This window comes from Methylosoma difficile (assembly GCF_054657615.1).
In genome coordinates, this window is record NZ_BAAHYJ010000002.1 from 283,200 (window position 1) to 298,555 (window position 15,356).

At 49.1% G+C, this 15,356-nt stretch carries 19 protein-coding genes; 2 read left to right on the plus strand and 17 right to left on the minus strand.

Translation table 11 applies throughout. The annotated features are described in order from the left end of the window. Window positions 1–437 precede the first annotated feature (437 nt). The 5 genes from ACYQ1O_RS06760 to ACYQ1O_RS06780 form a co-directional block, all read right to left on the minus strand. Window positions 438–2,033: a sensor histidine kinase gene (locus tag ACYQ1O_RS06760; protein WP_459990900.1), complete on the minus strand. Its 1,596-nt coding sequence runs from the start codon at window positions 2,031–2,033 to the stop codon at window positions 438–440. After that, window positions 2,024–2,716 (minus strand): response regulator transcription factor, encoded by a 693-nt coding sequence (locus tag ACYQ1O_RS06765; protein ID WP_459990901.1) that lies wholly within the window; start codon window positions 2,714–2,716, stop codon window positions 2,024–2,026. Before ACYQ1O_RS06765 ends, ACYQ1O_RS06760 begins: the two co-directional genes overlap by 10 nt. Window positions 2,717–2,765: 49 nt before the next feature. Next, on the minus strand, window positions 2,766–3,335 hold the full coding sequence (locus tag ACYQ1O_RS06770) for a hypothetical protein (protein ID WP_459990902.1): 570 nt from the start codon (window positions 3,333–3,335) through the stop codon (window positions 2,766–2,768). Next, window positions 3,335–4,285 carry an AAA family ATPase gene (locus ACYQ1O_RS06775; RefSeq protein WP_459990903.1) on the minus strand — a complete coding sequence of 317 codons (951 nt, stop codon included), beginning with the start codon at window positions 4,283–4,285 and terminating at the stop codon, window positions 3,335–3,337. The genes ACYQ1O_RS06770 and ACYQ1O_RS06775 overlap by 1 nt, the downstream gene beginning before the upstream one ends. Before the next feature lie 175 nt (window positions 4,286–4,460). Beyond that, on the minus strand, window positions 4,461–4,817 hold the full coding sequence (locus tag ACYQ1O_RS06780) for a hypothetical protein (RefSeq protein WP_459990904.1): 357 nt from the start codon (window positions 4,815–4,817) through the stop codon (window positions 4,461–4,463). A gap of 257 nt (window positions 4,818–5,074) precedes the next feature. Here ACYQ1O_RS06780 and ACYQ1O_RS06785 point away from each other — a divergent pair, with 257 nt between their 5' ends. Beyond that, entirely contained in the window at window positions 5,075–6,634 is a 1,560-nt protein-coding gene (locus ACYQ1O_RS06785) for a hypothetical protein (RefSeq protein ID WP_459990905.1), read from the plus strand. 41 nt (window positions 6,635–6,675) lie between these two features. Further along, on the plus strand, window positions 6,676–7,707 hold the full coding sequence (locus ACYQ1O_RS06790; RefSeq protein WP_459990906.1) for a DUF1444 domain-containing protein: 1,032 nt from the start codon (window positions 6,676–6,678) through the stop codon (window positions 7,705–7,707). A 22-nt stretch (window positions 7,708–7,729) separates the two neighbouring features. Here the strand turns inward: ACYQ1O_RS06790 and ACYQ1O_RS06795 are convergent, their stop codons facing one another. The 12 genes from ACYQ1O_RS06795 to ACYQ1O_RS06850 form a co-directional block, all read right to left on the minus strand. After that, window positions 7,730–8,308, minus strand: coding sequence for a nitrogen fixation protein NifQ (locus tag ACYQ1O_RS06795; RefSeq protein WP_459990907.1), 579 nt, complete (start codon window positions 8,306–8,308; stop codon window positions 7,730–7,732). A 237-nt stretch (window positions 8,309–8,545) separates the two neighbouring features. Continuing rightward, window positions 8,546–8,896 carry a 2Fe-2S iron-sulfur cluster-binding protein gene (locus ACYQ1O_RS06800; protein ID WP_459990908.1) on the minus strand — a complete coding sequence of 117 codons (351 nt, stop codon included), beginning with the start codon at window positions 8,894–8,896 and terminating at the stop codon, window positions 8,546–8,548. A gap of 22 nt (window positions 8,897–8,918) precedes the next feature. Then, window positions 8,919–9,206 (minus strand): 2Fe-2S iron-sulfur cluster-binding protein, encoded by a 288-nt coding sequence (locus tag ACYQ1O_RS06805; protein ID WP_459990909.1) that lies wholly within the window; start codon window positions 9,204–9,206, stop codon window positions 8,919–8,921. Window positions 9,207–9,497: 291 nt separating this feature from the next. After that, window positions 9,498–10,781: an FprA family A-type flavoprotein gene (locus tag ACYQ1O_RS06810; RefSeq protein ID WP_459990910.1), complete on the minus strand. Its 1,284-nt coding sequence runs from the start codon at window positions 10,779–10,781 to the stop codon at window positions 9,498–9,500. After that, window positions 10,774–11,193, minus strand: a complete 420-nt coding sequence (locus tag ACYQ1O_RS06815) for an ArsC/Spx/MgsR family protein (protein ID WP_459990911.1) — start codon at window positions 11,191–11,193, stop codon at window positions 10,774–10,776. Before ACYQ1O_RS06815 ends, ACYQ1O_RS06810 begins: the two co-directional genes overlap by 8 nt. A 13-nt stretch (window positions 11,194–11,206) precedes the next feature. Next, complete coding sequence (locus ACYQ1O_RS06820; protein ID WP_459990912.1) at window positions 11,207–11,485, minus strand: 4Fe-4S dicluster domain-containing protein; 279 nt, start codon at window positions 11,483–11,485, stop codon at window positions 11,207–11,209. A 200-nt stretch (window positions 11,486–11,685) separates the two neighbouring features. Further along, on the minus strand, window positions 11,686–13,176 hold the full coding sequence (nifB, locus tag ACYQ1O_RS06825) for a nitrogenase cofactor biosynthesis protein NifB (RefSeq protein ID WP_459990913.1): 1,491 nt from the start codon (window positions 13,174–13,176) through the stop codon (window positions 11,686–11,688). A 193-nt stretch (window positions 13,177–13,369) separates the two neighbouring features. After that, window positions 13,370–13,633, minus strand: coding sequence for a DUF6156 family protein (locus ACYQ1O_RS06830; RefSeq protein ID WP_459990914.1), 264 nt, complete (start codon window positions 13,631–13,633; stop codon window positions 13,370–13,372). Next, window positions 13,630–13,929 (minus strand): hypothetical protein, encoded by a 300-nt coding sequence (locus tag ACYQ1O_RS06835; RefSeq protein WP_459990915.1) that lies wholly within the window; start codon window positions 13,927–13,929, stop codon window positions 13,630–13,632. Before ACYQ1O_RS06835 ends, ACYQ1O_RS06830 begins: the two co-directional genes overlap by 4 nt. Then, window positions 13,910–14,362 (minus strand): SoxR reducing system RseC family protein, encoded by a 453-nt coding sequence (locus ACYQ1O_RS06840; RefSeq protein WP_459990916.1) that lies wholly within the window; start codon window positions 14,360–14,362, stop codon window positions 13,910–13,912. Before ACYQ1O_RS06840 ends, ACYQ1O_RS06835 begins: the two co-directional genes overlap by 20 nt. Before the next feature lie 15 nt (window positions 14,363–14,377). Further along, window positions 14,378–14,749 carry a Rieske (2Fe-2S) protein gene (locus tag ACYQ1O_RS06845; RefSeq protein WP_459990917.1) on the minus strand — a complete coding sequence of 124 codons (372 nt, stop codon included), beginning with the start codon at window positions 14,747–14,749 and terminating at the stop codon, window positions 14,378–14,380. Window positions 14,750–14,751: 2 nt separating this feature from the next. Next, the gene (locus tag ACYQ1O_RS06850; RefSeq protein ID WP_459990918.1) at window positions 14,752–15,210 is read right to left on the minus strand and encodes a flavodoxin; all 459 of its coding nucleotides are present in this window, start codon (window positions 15,208–15,210) and stop codon (window positions 14,752–14,754) included. Between the last annotated feature and the right edge of the window lie 146 nt (window positions 15,211–15,356).

Consider the following 15,356-nt stretch of genomic DNA (forward strand, 5'->3'; position numbering starts at 1 on the left):
TTCGCCATCAAACAACCCTCAGAGTCTCTTGTCTCAATAGAACCCCGCAAAAAAGGTATTGCTTCGCAAAGACCGTTAACAAATTTTGCGCGATTTCTTGGCAGATTACCCAAAGGTTCAAATTTAATCTGCTCATTTTGTGTCTATGCACACTCAGCCCAATGGCACAAGCAAGCACCGCTTAAGGTGCGCTGAGCAATTTCGACGCAGTCAATGACGCTGGCGTTGAAACCCACGGCTTTGAAATTGAAATTGACGACGTACATAGCACCGCCATCCGAATGTCCTTATTTAGCAAAAATAAGGGTGATACCTTAATGTTTCTGTTCAAAGTGGCGGCTTATATTTCATTTATGTTTCTGGTTGCGGGTGCCGCATTCCCGTTGTACGGCAAATATTTTCTTTAGCTGTGTATTCAGCCTGCGATTTCCCCGCCTTTAACCTTGCTTGCAAAGCAAGCTCAGTATAAACAATGCGCCTTTGTCGCTTTCGCCCAGTGCAATTTTCCCTCCATAGGCTTTAAGCAATGATTGGCTGATCTCCAAACCCAAGCCTGTGCCACCGGTATTGCGTCGGGTGGTGAAAAAGGGGGTGAAAATCTTATTGCGGTTGGCGGCAGAAATGCCGTCGCCGTCATCGTGCAGCTGGATTTGCATCATGCCGCCATCAGTTTTTGTGCGGATGTGGATCTGTCGGGCGTGGTGTTGCCAGCTGTTTTCCAACAGATTGACCAAGACCGCTTCCAAGGCATCGGGGGCAATCGCCAGGCTGTCGGTCGGTAAGGCGGTGTGGCACAGTTGCAAGCCGCGTTCCTGATAGCGCTTGCTTAAATGCGCCAACACTTCCGGCAATACGCTGTGTGCTTGGCTGCGTTGTAAGGCATCGGCGCGCGCGAGTTCGAGCAGCCGGTTGACCAATTGCCGCAGGCGCAAGGTGTCGTCTTGCAAGTTGGCAATAAAGCGTTGTTGTTGTTCAAGCGGCATACTGCCTGCGTGTTCTTGCAGCAGTTCCAATGCGCCCTGCATGGCGGTCAGCGGCGTTTTAAATTCGTGCGAGATATGGTTGGCAAAGCGGCGCAAGTAGTCGTTACGCTCGGTTAAGGCTTGCGATAAGCTGGCGAAGCTTTCCGAAAGTTGGGCAATTTCAAAGCTGACAGGGTTTTTTACTGGTTCAACTTGTTTTTGCTCGCCTTGTTTGACGCGTTCGGTTTGCTGGATCAGTTCACGTATGGGTCTGGAAATGGTTGCCGATACCAACAGCACCAACAGCACCACTAAAACCAATACGCCAATAAAGGCGAGCAAGACTTTTTTCCTGACGGCAAACAAATGCTTGAGGATGTTTTCCGGCGAGCGCGACAAATACACCACACCTTGCAGGTGGCGGTTTTCAATAATAGGGAAGGCAACAAAAATGCGGATGTTGGTGCCACGGCTGATGGAATACAGCGGTGGTGGCGGTTCGTTGGACAGGCGTTGGCGGATGGCGCTGGCGTAATGGCCTAGCAAGGCGCTTTGCACTTCCGGTATATGCGCCAGCGAGCCGCCGATTTCTTCGCGTCCGGCGATGACCGTACCTTTATAGTCCAGCAAACGCATACCCGACAACATGATCCTTTGGGTATCCGCCATGACCGGTTGCATCAGCCGGCCCATTTTGCTGGCGAGCGCATCGGGGGCTTGTTGGCGGGGGGCGGCCTCAGGACGTGGCGGCAAAATGGGGTTAATCAGGTTTAAGGTGGGGATGATGGGTTCAAAGTTGGCGGGGCTAAGCGGCAGTGTCGGCAAAAAAATGCCGTAATCGCTGCCGCCGTCGTGCAATTGTCGGGCAAGTTGGCGGTACGACGCCGACAATACCGCCGCTTGGGCGATCAGTTCGCGCTCGGTTTGTTGCACCAGTTCGTTTTCGTAAATGCGGAAAAAATACAGGCCGCCCAATGGCAAGCCCAACACCATCAGCATCATCAACAATAAAATGCTCCGCAACCGAAAAAGCCGCCGGTGGAATAGCGGCAGCTGTGCGTTTATTCGCATGGCGCCAGTTTGTAGCCAACGCCGTGGACGGTGTCAATCACCGCCCCGCAACCCGCTTCGGCAAATTTGTGGCGGATATGGCGGATGTGGCTGTCAATGGTGCGGTCGCTGACGTAGACATGATGCCCGTAAGCTTGCTGCATAATCGCATCGCGGTTGAAGACGCGTTGCGGATGGCGCACCAACAGCAACAGCATGGCGAATTCGGTGGCGGTCAGGCTGATGGTTTTGCCATCCCAGCAGGCTGAATGCTGTTCGCTATCCATGTGCAATTTGCCTTGCGTGAGCCGTGGGCTTTCGGCGCTGGGTTTTAGGGTAGGTTGGCTGCGTTTTAAAATGGCATTGATGCGCGCCACCAATTCACGCGGGCTGAACGGCTTGGTGACATAATCGTCGCCGCCCATTTCCAAACCTAAAATGCGGTCGATTTCTTCATCACGCGACGACAAAAACAAAATCGGCACTTCCGATTGTTTGCGGATTTCGCGGCACACTTCCAAGCCATCAAATTCGGGCATGTTGATGTCCAGCACCAGCAAATCGAAGGCCAAGTTTTGGAACACCGCCAGCGCTTGCCGACCGTCTTCCGCCAAACTGACCTGCATACCTGCTTTTTCCAAAGCAAAACTAATCACTTCGCGGATATGTTGGTCGTCATCGGCGATGAGGATGTGTTTGGTCATGTGGGATTGGGGTGGGTGTGTGGATTTTTTAGTTTACCGCAGCCCGCTTTCAAATAGGCGTAAACAGTAAATGAAGGGCGGTTTTTAGCGGCTCAAAATTCTCGTGGGCGAAATTGTAAGGGGCGTTCGGGTAGGCATGTTTGTAGATGTTGTACAAAATGATTTTGTCTATTTTTTTTGTATGAAAGTTAGAGCATTGCAGAAAGCTTTTGATGCAGGCTTTTTCTGTTTCAGGGATGGTAGATAGGATAAGTGATTCTAGGTAGCCTATTTGTGTATCGGGATCGCAAGCCACAAAAACTTGGCTGATGTCCTGAAGCCCTAGTTGGGCGAGCATTAGCGCCATTTCCTTACGGGTATTTTCTGCGCCGCCGTATTTTGCGTCGTTGTTGGCATCATCGGCATCAATAACACACAATATTTTCTCGATTTGGTTGGCTTGTGCGGCTTGGATTAAAACGCCATATTTTTCTGCCTTAAAAAAATTGCTTTTCGATCCCATGCCACGAAAATCGACCAAATTTAGGTCAAGCCCTAAATCTTCCATAAGCAAACGTATTAGCTCATTATCTGCGGTTTTTTTCTCGTTGCCTTCGTGCAAGATAAAAATCGGCTTCATTATCTCACCTCATGGCCTTGCTTCATGCTGTCCAAGAGCATTTCATAATTCAGTGAAATGGTTTTAAGTTCTTGCTGTTTATTCTTCACTAAAATGGTGTAGCTAATGTCTTGTTCATCCAGCTTAGTTGCCACTCGCGCAAACGATTCCAGCATTTCCTTAGAATGGGTGCTGGCAAACACTTGGCAATTGGTTTTTTTGGAAACGGTAAGGATGATTTCCCAAAGGCGGTCAAGCTGGCTGTAATGGATGCCGTTGTCGATTTCATCGATGAACAGATAGCCGTTTTCGCAGGCGTAAAGGGCGCAGATGATGGAAATATAGTGTTTTAAGCCATCGCCGAATTCGCTGATGTCGCGGTATTCGCCATTGGTTTTACATTGGGGTTTGTCGCCGATGACTTTGAAGTTGGCGATGCTGTGGTCGAATTCTTGAATAAAATTATCTAGCTCGGTTTCTTGATCGGCTTTTTGGATGGACTGGTAGGCTTGAATTAATTTCTCATTGTTCCATCCTAAATTATCTATGAATCCAATATTTTCTATACGCTCAAGAATAATGGTCAATTCTCTGTCGTTAATGGTTTTGAATTTTCCATCAATGTTGAATTGGTATTCTTTTAAAGCATCTTTTTCTTGAATCAAAAGCGAGCTGTTTCTTAAGTTTGAAGTGGCGCTATAACGGTGGGTGGCATTTAATAATTTTTTGGGTTCAGATTTTGTTGTTTTGGAATTCAAGACTTCACGCAAAAACTTAATGCCACAAATAGCTGTAATCATGTTGTTAATGTTAATAGACCGTACATTAATATAACAAGCCTCCATAAACGCCGTCTTACCCACATTATTCTTCCCGCCAATCAAATTGACGCGCTTAAATCCCGCCGCTTTAAAATCGGTAAAGCATTTGAATTGTTTGATTTCAATATCGGTTAGAAAATGTCCGTCCATTTGCGGTGTCCTCGGTTGAGTGATGCGTGGTGCTGGTTTAATGCCTGATTGGCTTAAGCATAACGATATTCTATTTAAAACACCATCTTACACGGCCTAGGCTCTGGCATTGCCGGTCAGTTCTGGCGCAGGTGCGTTAACGTTGAAAGTGTCGTGCTTGGTCAGCTGGCCTATCTTAATGTCTGCCATAAACCCCCAATACAACCCGATAAAACGCCATCGGCCTCAGCAAAATGATGCCGAATGCGATAACGGGGGTGACGGGTACGGGCAGGATGTCGATAATGAATAAGGTCAATAAGCTCAGGAAGCACTTTATCCGTACGGATTTGCTTTGTCCGGCATTGGGGTTGGGCATGTCGGCTATGGGTTCCGCCAAACCGACATACAGATGGCTGATGGTGCGCGCAAACCAATGCGGCCTTTTCACCACAAGATACATGCCGATCAAACAGCCCGGGGAAATCGGCCCGAAACCAATGATGGCGAAAACAGCAAAGACGGCAAGGCATTTGATTTGGGTCAGGTTCATGGCTGGGCGTTGGTTGATTGTCGTGGTTGCCCAGTCTAGCAGTTTTGCGGATGGCCTACCAAAGTCCGGAATCGATACCAACATCCTGATAAATCGTACGCTAGAGCCGTTAATTCCCTGTGTTGGTAGATAGCATTTATGCATAGACAAAATTTAAACACCGACTAAGCTTGGCTTAACTTTAAAAAAGGCGTGTTACATTCCCTAACACGCCTTTTTCGTCACTTGATATTAGTTAACCAAGAGAGGACACAGGGATGACAATGGACCAAAAAGCTGCGTATTTATTGAATGCTTATGCCAATGATAGCGCAGTCGATGGCGGCTTATTGTTTAGCAAGGCTTTACAGCAAGCGAAGTTGGATTTTAGTGATGCCAGTTTGGCGCGTCTTGATAATTTGCTTAGCCAAATGCGCGAAAAGGTAAAGCCGGTAAAAGCGGGTTTTTTAGATGATTCCGCCAAAGCTAATTTTGCTTTGTTGTTGGCTTTTTATCTGGGCGAATTCATTGCCAAGCAAGCAGGCAAGTCGGTGGCATGGATGCGTTATGACGAGGCGGTAAAATTGCTGCCAGCCGAACCGCCATTACCCAAGGATTTTTTTACCCATGTACTGGCTTTGGTGGGTGGTCAGGTGTGTTTTCCCTTGTTGGTTTTGCAAAGCATTCTTTTTGATGATTCGCCCAGCCTTAGCGCAGGCAGGTTTGTTGAGCAAGTTGTGCAGTTGATTGCTTCTTCGAATGCCACTTCTTCCGCCGAATGGCAGCAAGACTATTTGCATGATTTTCTGCAGGGCAAAGAGATTCCTGGCGGGGTGGCCTTGGATGATGTGCTGAGGCAGGTCGGGTTGGATTTTAGCTTGGACAGCTTAAAGCGCGTCGATGCCATGTTACGTGAAGTGCGCGCCTTGATTGCCCAGCAGGACACGTCTTACGAAGAGTTTGTCAATTATCAAAAAACCGCTAATTTTATTTTATTGCTGGCCTCCTATTTGGGCAGCACGACAGCGCAGGCCGCCAATTGCTCGTTGAAATGGCTTAACCATCAGCAAACGCAAGCCATGTACGGTGACGATATTGGGTTTAACTTTGAGAGCATCCATAATTGCGCGTTGGGCGAGCGTATCTATTTCCCCATTGCTACGCTGACCGATGTGCTGTTTGCGCCAAAACCAGAAAGCAGTTGCAGCCTTTTTGCCGAAAAGGTCTTGGCAAGCGGTTTGCCGAAAGTGGTTTCCATTTATCGCGCCGCAGCCCGACAACCGGCAGTGGCGGGACAAAATTCAATTGCTGCTCTGCGGCAAAATTTTCAGGGTAAAATTGCCTTGTTTGTCGAAGGCATTAACCAAGCAGGCTTTTTGGCGGCTTATGGTGCCTACATGATTGCCGAAGGGGCTAATTTGCCGCCAACGTTGCTACAACCACAGGGCGGTGGACAAAAAACGTTGGTGGATTTGTCGTTTTACGGCAGTCTGGATGAGGCCAATCAGAGAGGCCATGCAAGTTTGGCCCATAACCCAGAAAACGCGCCTTATCTGGCCTACATGTACGATGGTTACGTGAATTTGCCCAAAGCCCGCATGGACGCCATTGTGGTCGATTTGCGTTGTTACCCAGGCAGCCAACTCAGCTTGACGATTGCCGTGCCTTATCGTCCAGCCAGCAGCCCAAAAGGATTTGCCCTCTACAGCCCGAAACTGATAAACAGCGATGCTGCCGAACGGTTGTTTCCGGATATTTTTGCCGAGTTTTATAAAGGTATTGATAGCTTTAAAAACAATACTTTTGCTTGGGATAAATACTTGGATGAAAGCATTTAAATGCCCTGCAAAACTTATTTAAACCACTGTAGAAATTGACCATGATGACCCATTCCCAGCCAGAAAACCTTAATCTCTCCCAATTGCTGTACGCCAGAATTTTTTTGTGGCTTGGCTTTGTCGCGTCGCTTGCCTGTATTGCCCTGTTTACGGTGAGCGGAACGGTATCGATGCCTGAAATTTCCGCCAGCGCCATTGCTTTTTTGGCGGGTGCATTGGGCATTGTGCTTGTTGGTCAATTGCTTGACTTAAACAGCTTAACCAAATACTTAGGTATTTTCCTGGCTCTTGTACCGGGTTTGAACGGGCTGGTATGCGTTTATTTTATCTATGTTGCTTATAAAGGCAGCAAGGAAGCCGTTGTCGTTGACGCGCCCCGCAAAGCCGTTACGCCGCGCCCGGTTACCAGCAATAACCGGCCTGTCGTTGCGCCAGAATTCAGTTCTTCTGCGCCCAAAATGCCCAAAAACTTCAACCAAGTTGTCGACGTTATCGCCCATATTAAAGTAGCGGACTTGCCGGATTTGCCCGAAGGTCACGTTGTGGACATGGAGGGCAAAAGTGCCGGATTGGCGCTGGCAGAAAAAGATTCGCCATTGGTTTTATGCCAAAAAGGCGTGTTTGGTGTGAGCTATTACATGGAAAAAGACGATGCTTACCGGTATGTGACCGACGCCGACATTAAGGCGACCGATTTGGATTTGAAAGCCCTGCATTTAATGGCTTTAAATAATCTGACCGACCAGGTCAACAACAACTTAAAGATCAAAGCCTTTAAAAATTCTTATGCGTTGTTGGCGGGTGGTCAATTGGAAGCCAGTTTGGTGTTGTTGGATGACTTATGGGATAACGTGTTAAAAGAGCAATTGCCCGACGCTTTGCCCAATACGCCGGTAGTGGTCATTCCGGCCCGCCATGTTTGCGCATTTTGCGATGTCCGGTCGATTGAAGGCATCAAAGAACTGCATGCCATTGCCGAGCGGGTCACCAAAGCCGGTGAAAACTTGATTAGCGAAAGCCTGTTCATCCGCCGTGAAGATGGCAAATGGGAAGCTTTCAAAGGTTACTATTAACGTTCAGAAAATCGGGCGGCAGTTATTCTTCCGCCCCGAAACACTTCGGATAATCAATACAAACCTCGCAAGACGGCGCACGGCAAACGTAAATACCTTCGGCTTCGCACAATTGTTTGTAGATAAATTTCTTCCATTTCATGTCTTTGTCGTTTTTAACGGCGAGGGCAGGGAAGTTGTGGTTGAGCATGGCGCTGAGTTGCGCGCGTGACCACAAACCTAAATCTTGCCAAAGATGGTCGCTGCCTAAACAACCCGCGACGATGATGGCGATCATCCAGTCGGTTTCCAGCACGTCTGCGTTGGCGTGGTTTTGCAGCAACCTGACCAAATCCTCTTTTTCTAACATCCGGCTGTAGTCTAATTGGCTGCCGGAAACCGCTACTGTCGGTAAGTTGGCGTGGGGGAATAAATCGGCTTGCAGTTGGCTAAATTGAGCAGGTTCTAAGCCGAGAAAATCCGGCAAAACGCCTTCACCGACTTGCCAACTGGCGAGCATACACGCCAACCATTCCTGATTGGGTGAGCGGATGCCTGGTGCGCTAAGCCGTTCATAAACTGCCGAACGCGAGTCTTGCTGAAATTTTGGCAATGCGGACATGAGCAACCTCACGGAAGAAAGTGGAGTAAAAAACATGTTTTTTTACTCCTGATAAACGCTAGCGCGGTAGGATGGGCTGACGATAGGAAGCCCATCAAACTAATTAACCCGATGGGCTTCCTATCGTCAGCCCATCCTACATTTTGGTGTCTTAATGCGAAACACAAACGCATCGTTGGGTTGCAAAAAACATGCAAATCAAACTAGACCTTTCAGGTTTTGAAAACCTGAAAGGTCTTAATATTCCACCAAAATATCTTCATCACGGACGATCATTTGGCAAGCCAAACGCCAAGGTGGCGGTAAATCGTCAACAATCACTTGTTCCATTTCTTCTTTGCTGATTTTGCCGCATTGGCGCAGGACGGCTTTTTCTTTTTCCGTCAACGTGCCGCCCATGCGTTCAAGCTTTTTATCAACGCTGCTGACTTTCACCAAGCACGTACCGCATTCGCCGTCTTCGCATTCAAAATTGATAGGAATTTTGTTTTCGCGGGCGAGTTTCAGTAAGGTTTGTGTGTGGCTGCCTGCCACTGCGTAAACGGTTTTATCTTTGTATTCGGGGTTTGAAAAGGTGACTAAGGCCATGATTGGCTCCTGTTAATTATTATTAGACTGGGCGGACTTTGATAACGCCAGCCAATACTTGGGCTTGGCAAGCCAAGCGGTTGTGTTTGCCCGCCATGTTTTCGCGCAAGACTTTGTCTTCTAAAACCGACGGTTCACTTAAATTGTTGTAGCCTTCGGTGACTTTCATGATACATGTTCCGCAATCGCCTTCGCGGCAACCGTAAGTGATACCTGAACCGACTTTTTCGGAAATTTCGATGATGCGCGTACCGGCGGGTGCGGACACGGTGATGTTAATGTCTTCAAAGGTAATCGTTGCTTTCGCCATGTTGTTTGCTCCTGTTGGAGGGTTGTTAAAATTCTCGTTCCCAAGCTCCAGCTTCACTGCCATTAAGTTAATAATTAACAATACCTATCAATGGGATAGGCTGGATGTGTCAGGATTTTTCCGTTCGTCCTGAGCTTGTCGAAGGATGAATGGAAAAATCCGTGAGCAGAGACTTAAACCATTCATGCTTCGACAAGCTCAGCACGAACGGCTTAAGTCTCTGGTTCATATCATTTTTTCCTTAACTTAATGACAGTGAAGCTCCAGCTTGGGAACTAGCGTAAATCCGAACTACGCCAAATCCGCCATATCAATAACCTTGCTTTGCCGCAAGCCGACCAATTCCTGCGCCAGTTCAAGACCAAATTCATGGCACAAGGCAATCTCTTCTTCGGTCGGGATCAGCTTGATCCGCAAGCCCTGCACGGGCACGCGCAGCTTTAAACCGCGCAGACGGTCTTCCACCATCCGCACGGCTTCGCCTGTCCAGCCATAAGAGCCGAACACGCCGCCGACTTTGGATTTGAGATTAATCACCGCCAACGACGACAATAAATCCCACACGGGTTTGACGGCATCGCCATTAATGGTCGGTGTGCCGAACACAATGCCGTCGGCACCTTCAATCAAATCCACAAACGGCTCCAGCTCGCTGCCTTCCAAATCGTACAAGGACACGCGCACTTGCTCGACCGCCATCGCGCCTTCGTAAATCGCTTCCGCCATGCGACGCGTGTTGCCATAGGAGCTGATGTAAAAAATCAGCAAGGTTTTTTCGTCATCGTCCTTGTCGTTGTGCAAGGTCGAGCGCGACAATTCGCGGTAGCGGCGCACGTAACGATGTGGACGGTCGCGTAACAGCGGCCCGTGCGCAGGGGCGATGTTTTCCAGCGGCAATAACGGCTCGATCAAATCCAGCGCACGATTCACATAGTCCTTGAACGGACGCATGATGTGCGCGTAGTAGTATTCAAACGAAAATCGAAAATCGCCGACTTGGTCGTTAAATAAACGGCTATCGCAAAAATGACAGCCAAACACATCACCGGAAAACAACGTATGTTCTTCCGGCAAATACGTGCATTGGGTATCGGGCCAGTGCAAATACGGCGTGTGTAAAAATTGCAGCGTCCTGTCGCCTAGCGATACGCTGTCGCCCGTCAATACGGGGGTAAATGCCAAATCTTCTTGCTTGAGCAACGCTTTCAGCATGGTTTGCCCTTTTTGCGAGATATATAGCCGCGCTTGTGGCGCACGGCGCATCAACTCCGGCAACGCGCCCGTATGGTCGGGTTCGAGATGGTTCAGGACGATGACGCTAATTTCGTCGTAACGCGCTACGGTTTCCAAACGCGCGAAAAAATCGGCGGCGAAACTTTCTTTCACCGTGTCGATCACTGCCACACCCGCACTGCCGCGCACCAGATAAGCGTTGTAACTGGTGCCGTTGGCGGTTTTTAAAATGATGTCGAACGTCCGCAGGTTAGGGTCGAGTGCGCCTATCCAATGCACCCGCTCCGACAAGGCCACGGCCTGCGGGATGCCTTCGTTAATTAATAGCGGTGGCTTAACCATGACCGCAGCTTGCTTGGGCAAGCGTCTTCGGACAGCTTTCCAAATCGGCGGCAGTTTGCTCCGTTAAGCCTATCCATTCATCCAATATCAACGGATCAAAGCCCACGCGTTTTTCCTCGCCGACTTGCAGCAGCGGACGGCGAATCAGCAACGGGTTTTCCAGCATTAAATCCAAGGCACGTTCTTCGTCCAGAACTTCTGGTCTGATCTGACCGATTTTTATCGCAGGCGCGCTGTAGTTAAACCAATTTTGCACAGGCAGCGAACCAAAAAAGGCACGCAAGCGTTCTGCGCGCCAAGCTTCGGAGAGTAAGTTTTTGGCAATCACCTGATGCCCCGCCGCCAGCAGCATGGCTTTTTGTCGCTGATTACTGACGCAGCCTGGTTTTTCGTAAAACACCACGGTAGCCATTGGTTTGTCCTGTTTAATGAGATTGCAACTCAGCCATCGCTTCCGCCATCCGTTCGGGTGGAATGCCCGTTAACGATCCCGGCGGATTGATGGCTTCGCCTAATGAATTCAAAATCGCCCCTTCAATTGGGCAGATGCTGGCGCACTGGAACACCGGATAATCGCCTTCGCATTCAGTGCATTTGTTCGGGTTAACCTTAAAATGCGGCTTGCTTTCGAAAATCGCTTTGCTAGGGCAAACGGGTTCGCAGGCGAAGCAGTTGACACATAATTCGTTGATGGATACAGCCATGTCGGACTCCTTTAGTGCCGTTTATATAGTTCCCACGCTCTGCGTGGGAATTCATCCTGCAACGCTCCGGCGTTGCGTGACACGAAACATTACGCAACGCTGGAGCGTTGCTTACGGCATTCCCACGCAGAGCATGGGAACGATGAAAACGATAAAATTTTTCGTGTTTTTTCGTGCCTTTCGTGGACGAAATTCAGCTGTTAAGCACTCGCCCGCATGGCTTCCGGCTTAGCATCCAACTTACCTGCCGAAGCCATTTCCTTGTACACCGCCATGACCGCTTCTTCGATAGGCTCCATCGCATGTTCACCATTCGGAATGATGCCTGCCGCTTCCAGCAAATCCCATGGCTCGTAACCAATTTTCGAACACAACACCGCTTCACAGCCTGCCAAAGCACGGACGGTTTGTTGCAAGACGCTTTCGCCATCGCCGCAAGTGCTGTCGCCACCGCAATATTGGTCGGCTTTGCGGTGGCTGATGAAACGCACGCCGTCTGGCGAGGCTTCGTAAATCAAGAACTCTTTGGCGTGACCGAAGTGGACGTTGATTAAACCTTGGCCTAAAGTCGCCACCGCCATCAGTACTGGACGGGTTGCCAATTTGGCTTCCGCTTTAAATTGTTCGGCTTTTTGCGCTTTTTCCAAACGTTTGCTGTCCATTTCGGCTTGGATGGCGGTATGAATCACTTTGCGTTTTTCCATTGCCGCTTGGTAATCAATGTCCATTTCTTCGATTTTATCGATGGTGAATTCATCACCCCGATCTTCACCGAGCAAGCCCACCGCATCAGCACGGCATTGGCGGCAATGGCGCATCATATTCATGTCGCCGGAGCAAGCGTCTTGCAAATCCTGCAATTCATCCGGCGTTGGCCCGCGTTGCCCCATCACACCGAAGAACGTACCGTGTTCGGCTTCGGCAATCAGCGGCATCACGTTATGCAAAAACGCGCCTTTGGATTTGACCACGCGGCTAACTTCCGCCAAATGCTGATCGTTAATGCCAGGAATCATCACCGAATTAACCTTGACCAAAATGCCTTTGGCAATCAGCATTTCCAAGCCTTTTTGTTGCTGGTCGATCAAAATTTTGGCGGCTTTCTTACCTTTAATGCGCTTGTTGTTCCAGAAAATCCACGGATAAATCTTCGCGCCGATTTCAGGATCAACACAGTTGATGGTGATGGTGACGTGGTCGATGTTATGTTTCGACAACTCTTCCACCGCATCCGGCAAAGCCAAACCATTGGTGGATACGCACAGTTTGATGTCCGGTGCTTCCTCGCTTAAACGTCGGAAAGTTTCGAACGTTCGCTCAGGATTAGCTAACGGATCACCTGGGCCGGCGATGCCTAATACCGTCATTTGTGGAATGGTCGCCGCGACTGCCATGGTCTTTTTAACGGCTTGATCGGGCGTCAACAATTCGGAAACCACGCCAGGGCGGGATTCGTTTGAGCAATCGTATTTGCGGTTGCAATAATGGCATTGGATGTTACAGGCAGGCGCAACGGCGACGTGCATACGCGCGAAGTAATGATGCGCGTCTTCGGAGTAACAAGGGTGGTTTTGGACTTTTTCCCGAATCGAATCGGGCAAGGCATCCATTTGATTTTCGGTGGAACCGCAGGAGCTGGTGGAGCAGCCACTTTTTGCCGCAGGGGCTTCGTTTAAGACAGGCAGTTGCATGGGATTGACCTCTCGCTGGTGTGTTTACGATAGGTGAATGCACAGGCTGTGCCAACTGTAAATAATGTTTTATTACATTGATTTATAATGGGTTAAAATTTTATTGGCGATGGTTTGTTGTGAATGCAACAGCGGCTTTTTGTGGAATTGTCATGAATGGAACAAGGCTATTACGTTTGTCCAAGCGATTGTTTTAACGTAAGTCAATTTCCCGAACGTCGTCATCTTCGCTAATTTGCGCCCACACCAATGTGCCGTTGTCGTCGTAACGGTAATGGTGTTGCGATTCCACTTCGTTGTAGACGATTTTTTGGCAATGCAGTAACAGGCCATTGTCGTCAAACTTGCCTTGGTAATAAAAATTGCGGTGATTGAGGTCGGCTTCGGTGATTTCGTTGACCAGTTTTAACGGCAGTTTTACGCTGCTGTAGCTGAGGAAATAGCGGGTTTTGGTCATGAGAGTAGATGGGTGCTGATGATGTCGATGATATTTTCTAGCGGCAAGTTTTCATGTTCGCCGATGATATTGTGATGGGCGATGGGATATTTCAGATCAATGCCGTAACGGCTTGGCGCTTGTGCAAAGGTGTAGATGTAAGCGGCGAGTTTGGGGTCGTCTAGCGCACACAGCTCGATGGCTTGGTAATGCGTTTCTTGGGTGTTGATCGCCAAGGCGTTTTCGCCGAAGCGGTGTACCAACTCCAGTAACAGCAGCTTGAGTGAGGTGTCTTTATCAATTGCCCAAACATTCATACGCGGCAGGAGTGACTTTTTTGCTGACGGTAGGGCGGGGTAGCCAGTTGCGGTGAATGCGATTGATGAACAACAACGCCAGCAACAAACTGATTAATGCGCTGACGGCTAGCCAACTATCGGCATTGTCAGTGCCTGCCAAGAAGCTGTCGGTAAGTCCGACACCGATAAACACGGCAAGTAGCGGTAATAAATACAAAGTTAAGGCAGCGCGAAGCAAGTGGCTTTCTTCAATACTGACCAGTACATGATCGCCAATCGCCAATGACAGATTGTTATCGACTAACACGGGGTTACGTTTTAGTACATTGCCTAAAACGTGGGTGGTGCAAGCGGCTTTTTGCAGACAGCCACCGCAAGCCGATTGCTGGGTGCTGGTGACCCAGGTGTGTTGCGAGTCAGTTTTTACGACGATGGCGAGTTCTTCTAGCATGATTCTTTCTCCATCCTACAATTCATCCCGCAACTGCAAATGCTTTTCCGCAAAATATATGACACCATCAAGCACTTGCAAGCGTAAGGTTTGCAAGCGTTGCCCTAAACACACGGGGCTTTGGCATTCGCCCGTGGTTGGCTCAAAAATAAAACCGTGCATGGAGCAACGCAGATAACGTCCGGTTTCATCAAAAATGGCATCTTGCTCGCAGTTGAGCGGGCGGTGCATGTGCATACAGTGATTGACGTAGCTGTAGGCTTGACCGTCAAGCCAAAACACCAAGGCTGAGGTGGGCTGTTTTTTGAACAGAATAGCGCGGGTCAAATAGCTGACCTTTTGCAAATCTTCCAGCGAACAAATGGCAGCGAGTTTGCTGGTTTGCATGACTACGCCCAAGCAGTTTGCAAGCTTTCCAACCACGCTGACAAGCGGCTGGGCGTAAGGTCTTTTTGGTTTTCCTGATCCAAAGCCAACCCCACAAATTGCCCATCGACAACGGCTTTTGATTGCTTGAAGGTGTAGCCATCGGTGCTGGATGCGCCGAGTAAAGTCGCGCCACATTGCTTAAAGCTGTCGTGCAGGAAAATCATCGCGCTGACGAAATCTTTGGCGTAGCCTTTTTGATTGCCTAAACCGTAGATGGCGACGGTTTTGCCGGAAGAATCATAGCCTGCCAGTTTCGGCAAAAACTCCGCCCAGCTTTCCGTGCTGGTGCCATTGCTTAAACCGGGCAATTCGCCCTCGCCATAGGTAGGTGTGCCTAAGATCAGCGTGTCGTATTGCAATAAATCGTCTACGCTGGCGGTGCGGATGTTGACGGGTTTGGCGGCTAGTTCTGCGCCCAATAAGGTCTGGATGTCCTTGGCGATCGCTGCGAGACAGGAGTCGAGTAGTCCCCAGAAGCGATAGTGCTTGTGTTTTCACGAAGCGTTTTTTGCGTAGTGAAAATGCAGGCTGTCCGAAATCGCGTCGAGTCATTGCGGTAACGATG

Excerpts from the sequence above, each read along its gene's own strand:
- ACYQ1O_RS06795 (WP_459990907.1), bottom strand. The coding sequence starts at position 8,308 with ATGTCCGCATTGCCAAAATTTCAGCAAGACTCGCGTTCGGCAGTTTAT.
- ACYQ1O_RS06800 (WP_459990908.1), bottom strand. The coding sequence starts at position 8,896 with ATGGCCTTAGTCACCTTTTCAAACCCCGAATACAAAGATAAAACCGTT.
- ACYQ1O_RS06820 (WP_459990912.1), bottom strand. The coding sequence starts at position 11,485 with ATGGCTGTATCCATCAACGAATTATGTGTCAACTGCTTCGCCTGCGAA.
- ACYQ1O_RS06770 (WP_459990902.1), bottom strand. The coding sequence starts at position 3,335 with ATGAAGCCGATTTTTATCTTGCACGAAGGCAACGAGAAAAAAACCGCA.
- ACYQ1O_RS06805 (WP_459990909.1), bottom strand. The coding sequence starts at position 9,206 with ATGGCGAAAGCAACGATTACCTTTGAAGACATTAACATCACCGTGTCC.
- ACYQ1O_RS06790 (WP_459990906.1), top strand. The coding sequence starts at position 6,676 with ATGATGACCCATTCCCAGCCAGAAAACCTTAATCTCTCCCAATTGCTG.
- ACYQ1O_RS06765 (WP_459990901.1), bottom strand. The coding sequence starts at position 2,716 with ATGACCAAACACATCCTCATCGCCGATGACGACCAACATATCCGCGAA.
- ACYQ1O_RS06815 (WP_459990911.1), bottom strand. The coding sequence starts at position 11,193 with ATGGCTACCGTGGTGTTTTACGAAAAACCAGGCTGCGTCAGTAATCAG.
- ACYQ1O_RS06830 (WP_459990914.1), bottom strand. The coding sequence starts at position 13,633 with ATGACCAAAACCCGCTATTTCCTCAGCTACAGCAGCGTAAAACTGCCG.
- ACYQ1O_RS06835 (WP_459990915.1), bottom strand. The coding sequence starts at position 13,929 with ATGAATGTTTGGGCAATTGATAAAGACACCTCACTCAAGCTGCTGTTA.
- ACYQ1O_RS06810 (WP_459990910.1), bottom strand. The coding sequence starts at position 10,781 with ATGGTTAAGCCACCGCTATTAATTAACGAAGGCATCCCGCAGGCCGTG.
- ACYQ1O_RS06785 (WP_459990905.1), top strand. The coding sequence starts at position 5,075 with ATGACAATGGACCAAAAAGCTGCGTATTTATTGAATGCTTATGCCAAT.
- nifB (WP_459990913.1), bottom strand. The coding sequence starts at position 13,176 with ATGCAACTGCCTGTCTTAAACGAAGCCCCTGCGGCAAAAAGTGGCTGC.
- ACYQ1O_RS06760 (WP_459990900.1), bottom strand. The coding sequence starts at position 2,033 with ATGCGAATAAACGCACAGCTGCCGCTATTCCACCGGCGGCTTTTTCGG.
- ACYQ1O_RS06845 (WP_459990917.1), bottom strand. The coding sequence starts at position 14,749 with ATGCAAACCAGCAAACTCGCTGCCATTTGTTCGCTGGAAGATTTGCAA.
- ACYQ1O_RS06840 (WP_459990916.1), bottom strand. The coding sequence starts at position 14,362 with ATGCTAGAAGAACTCGCCATCGTCGTAAAAACTGACTCGCAACACACC.
- ACYQ1O_RS06775 (WP_459990903.1), bottom strand. The coding sequence starts at position 4,285 with ATGGACGGACATTTTCTAACCGATATTGAAATCAAACAATTCAAATGC.
- ACYQ1O_RS06780 (WP_459990904.1), bottom strand. The coding sequence starts at position 4,817 with ATGAACCTGACCCAAATCAAATGCCTTGCCGTCTTTGCTGTTTTCGCC.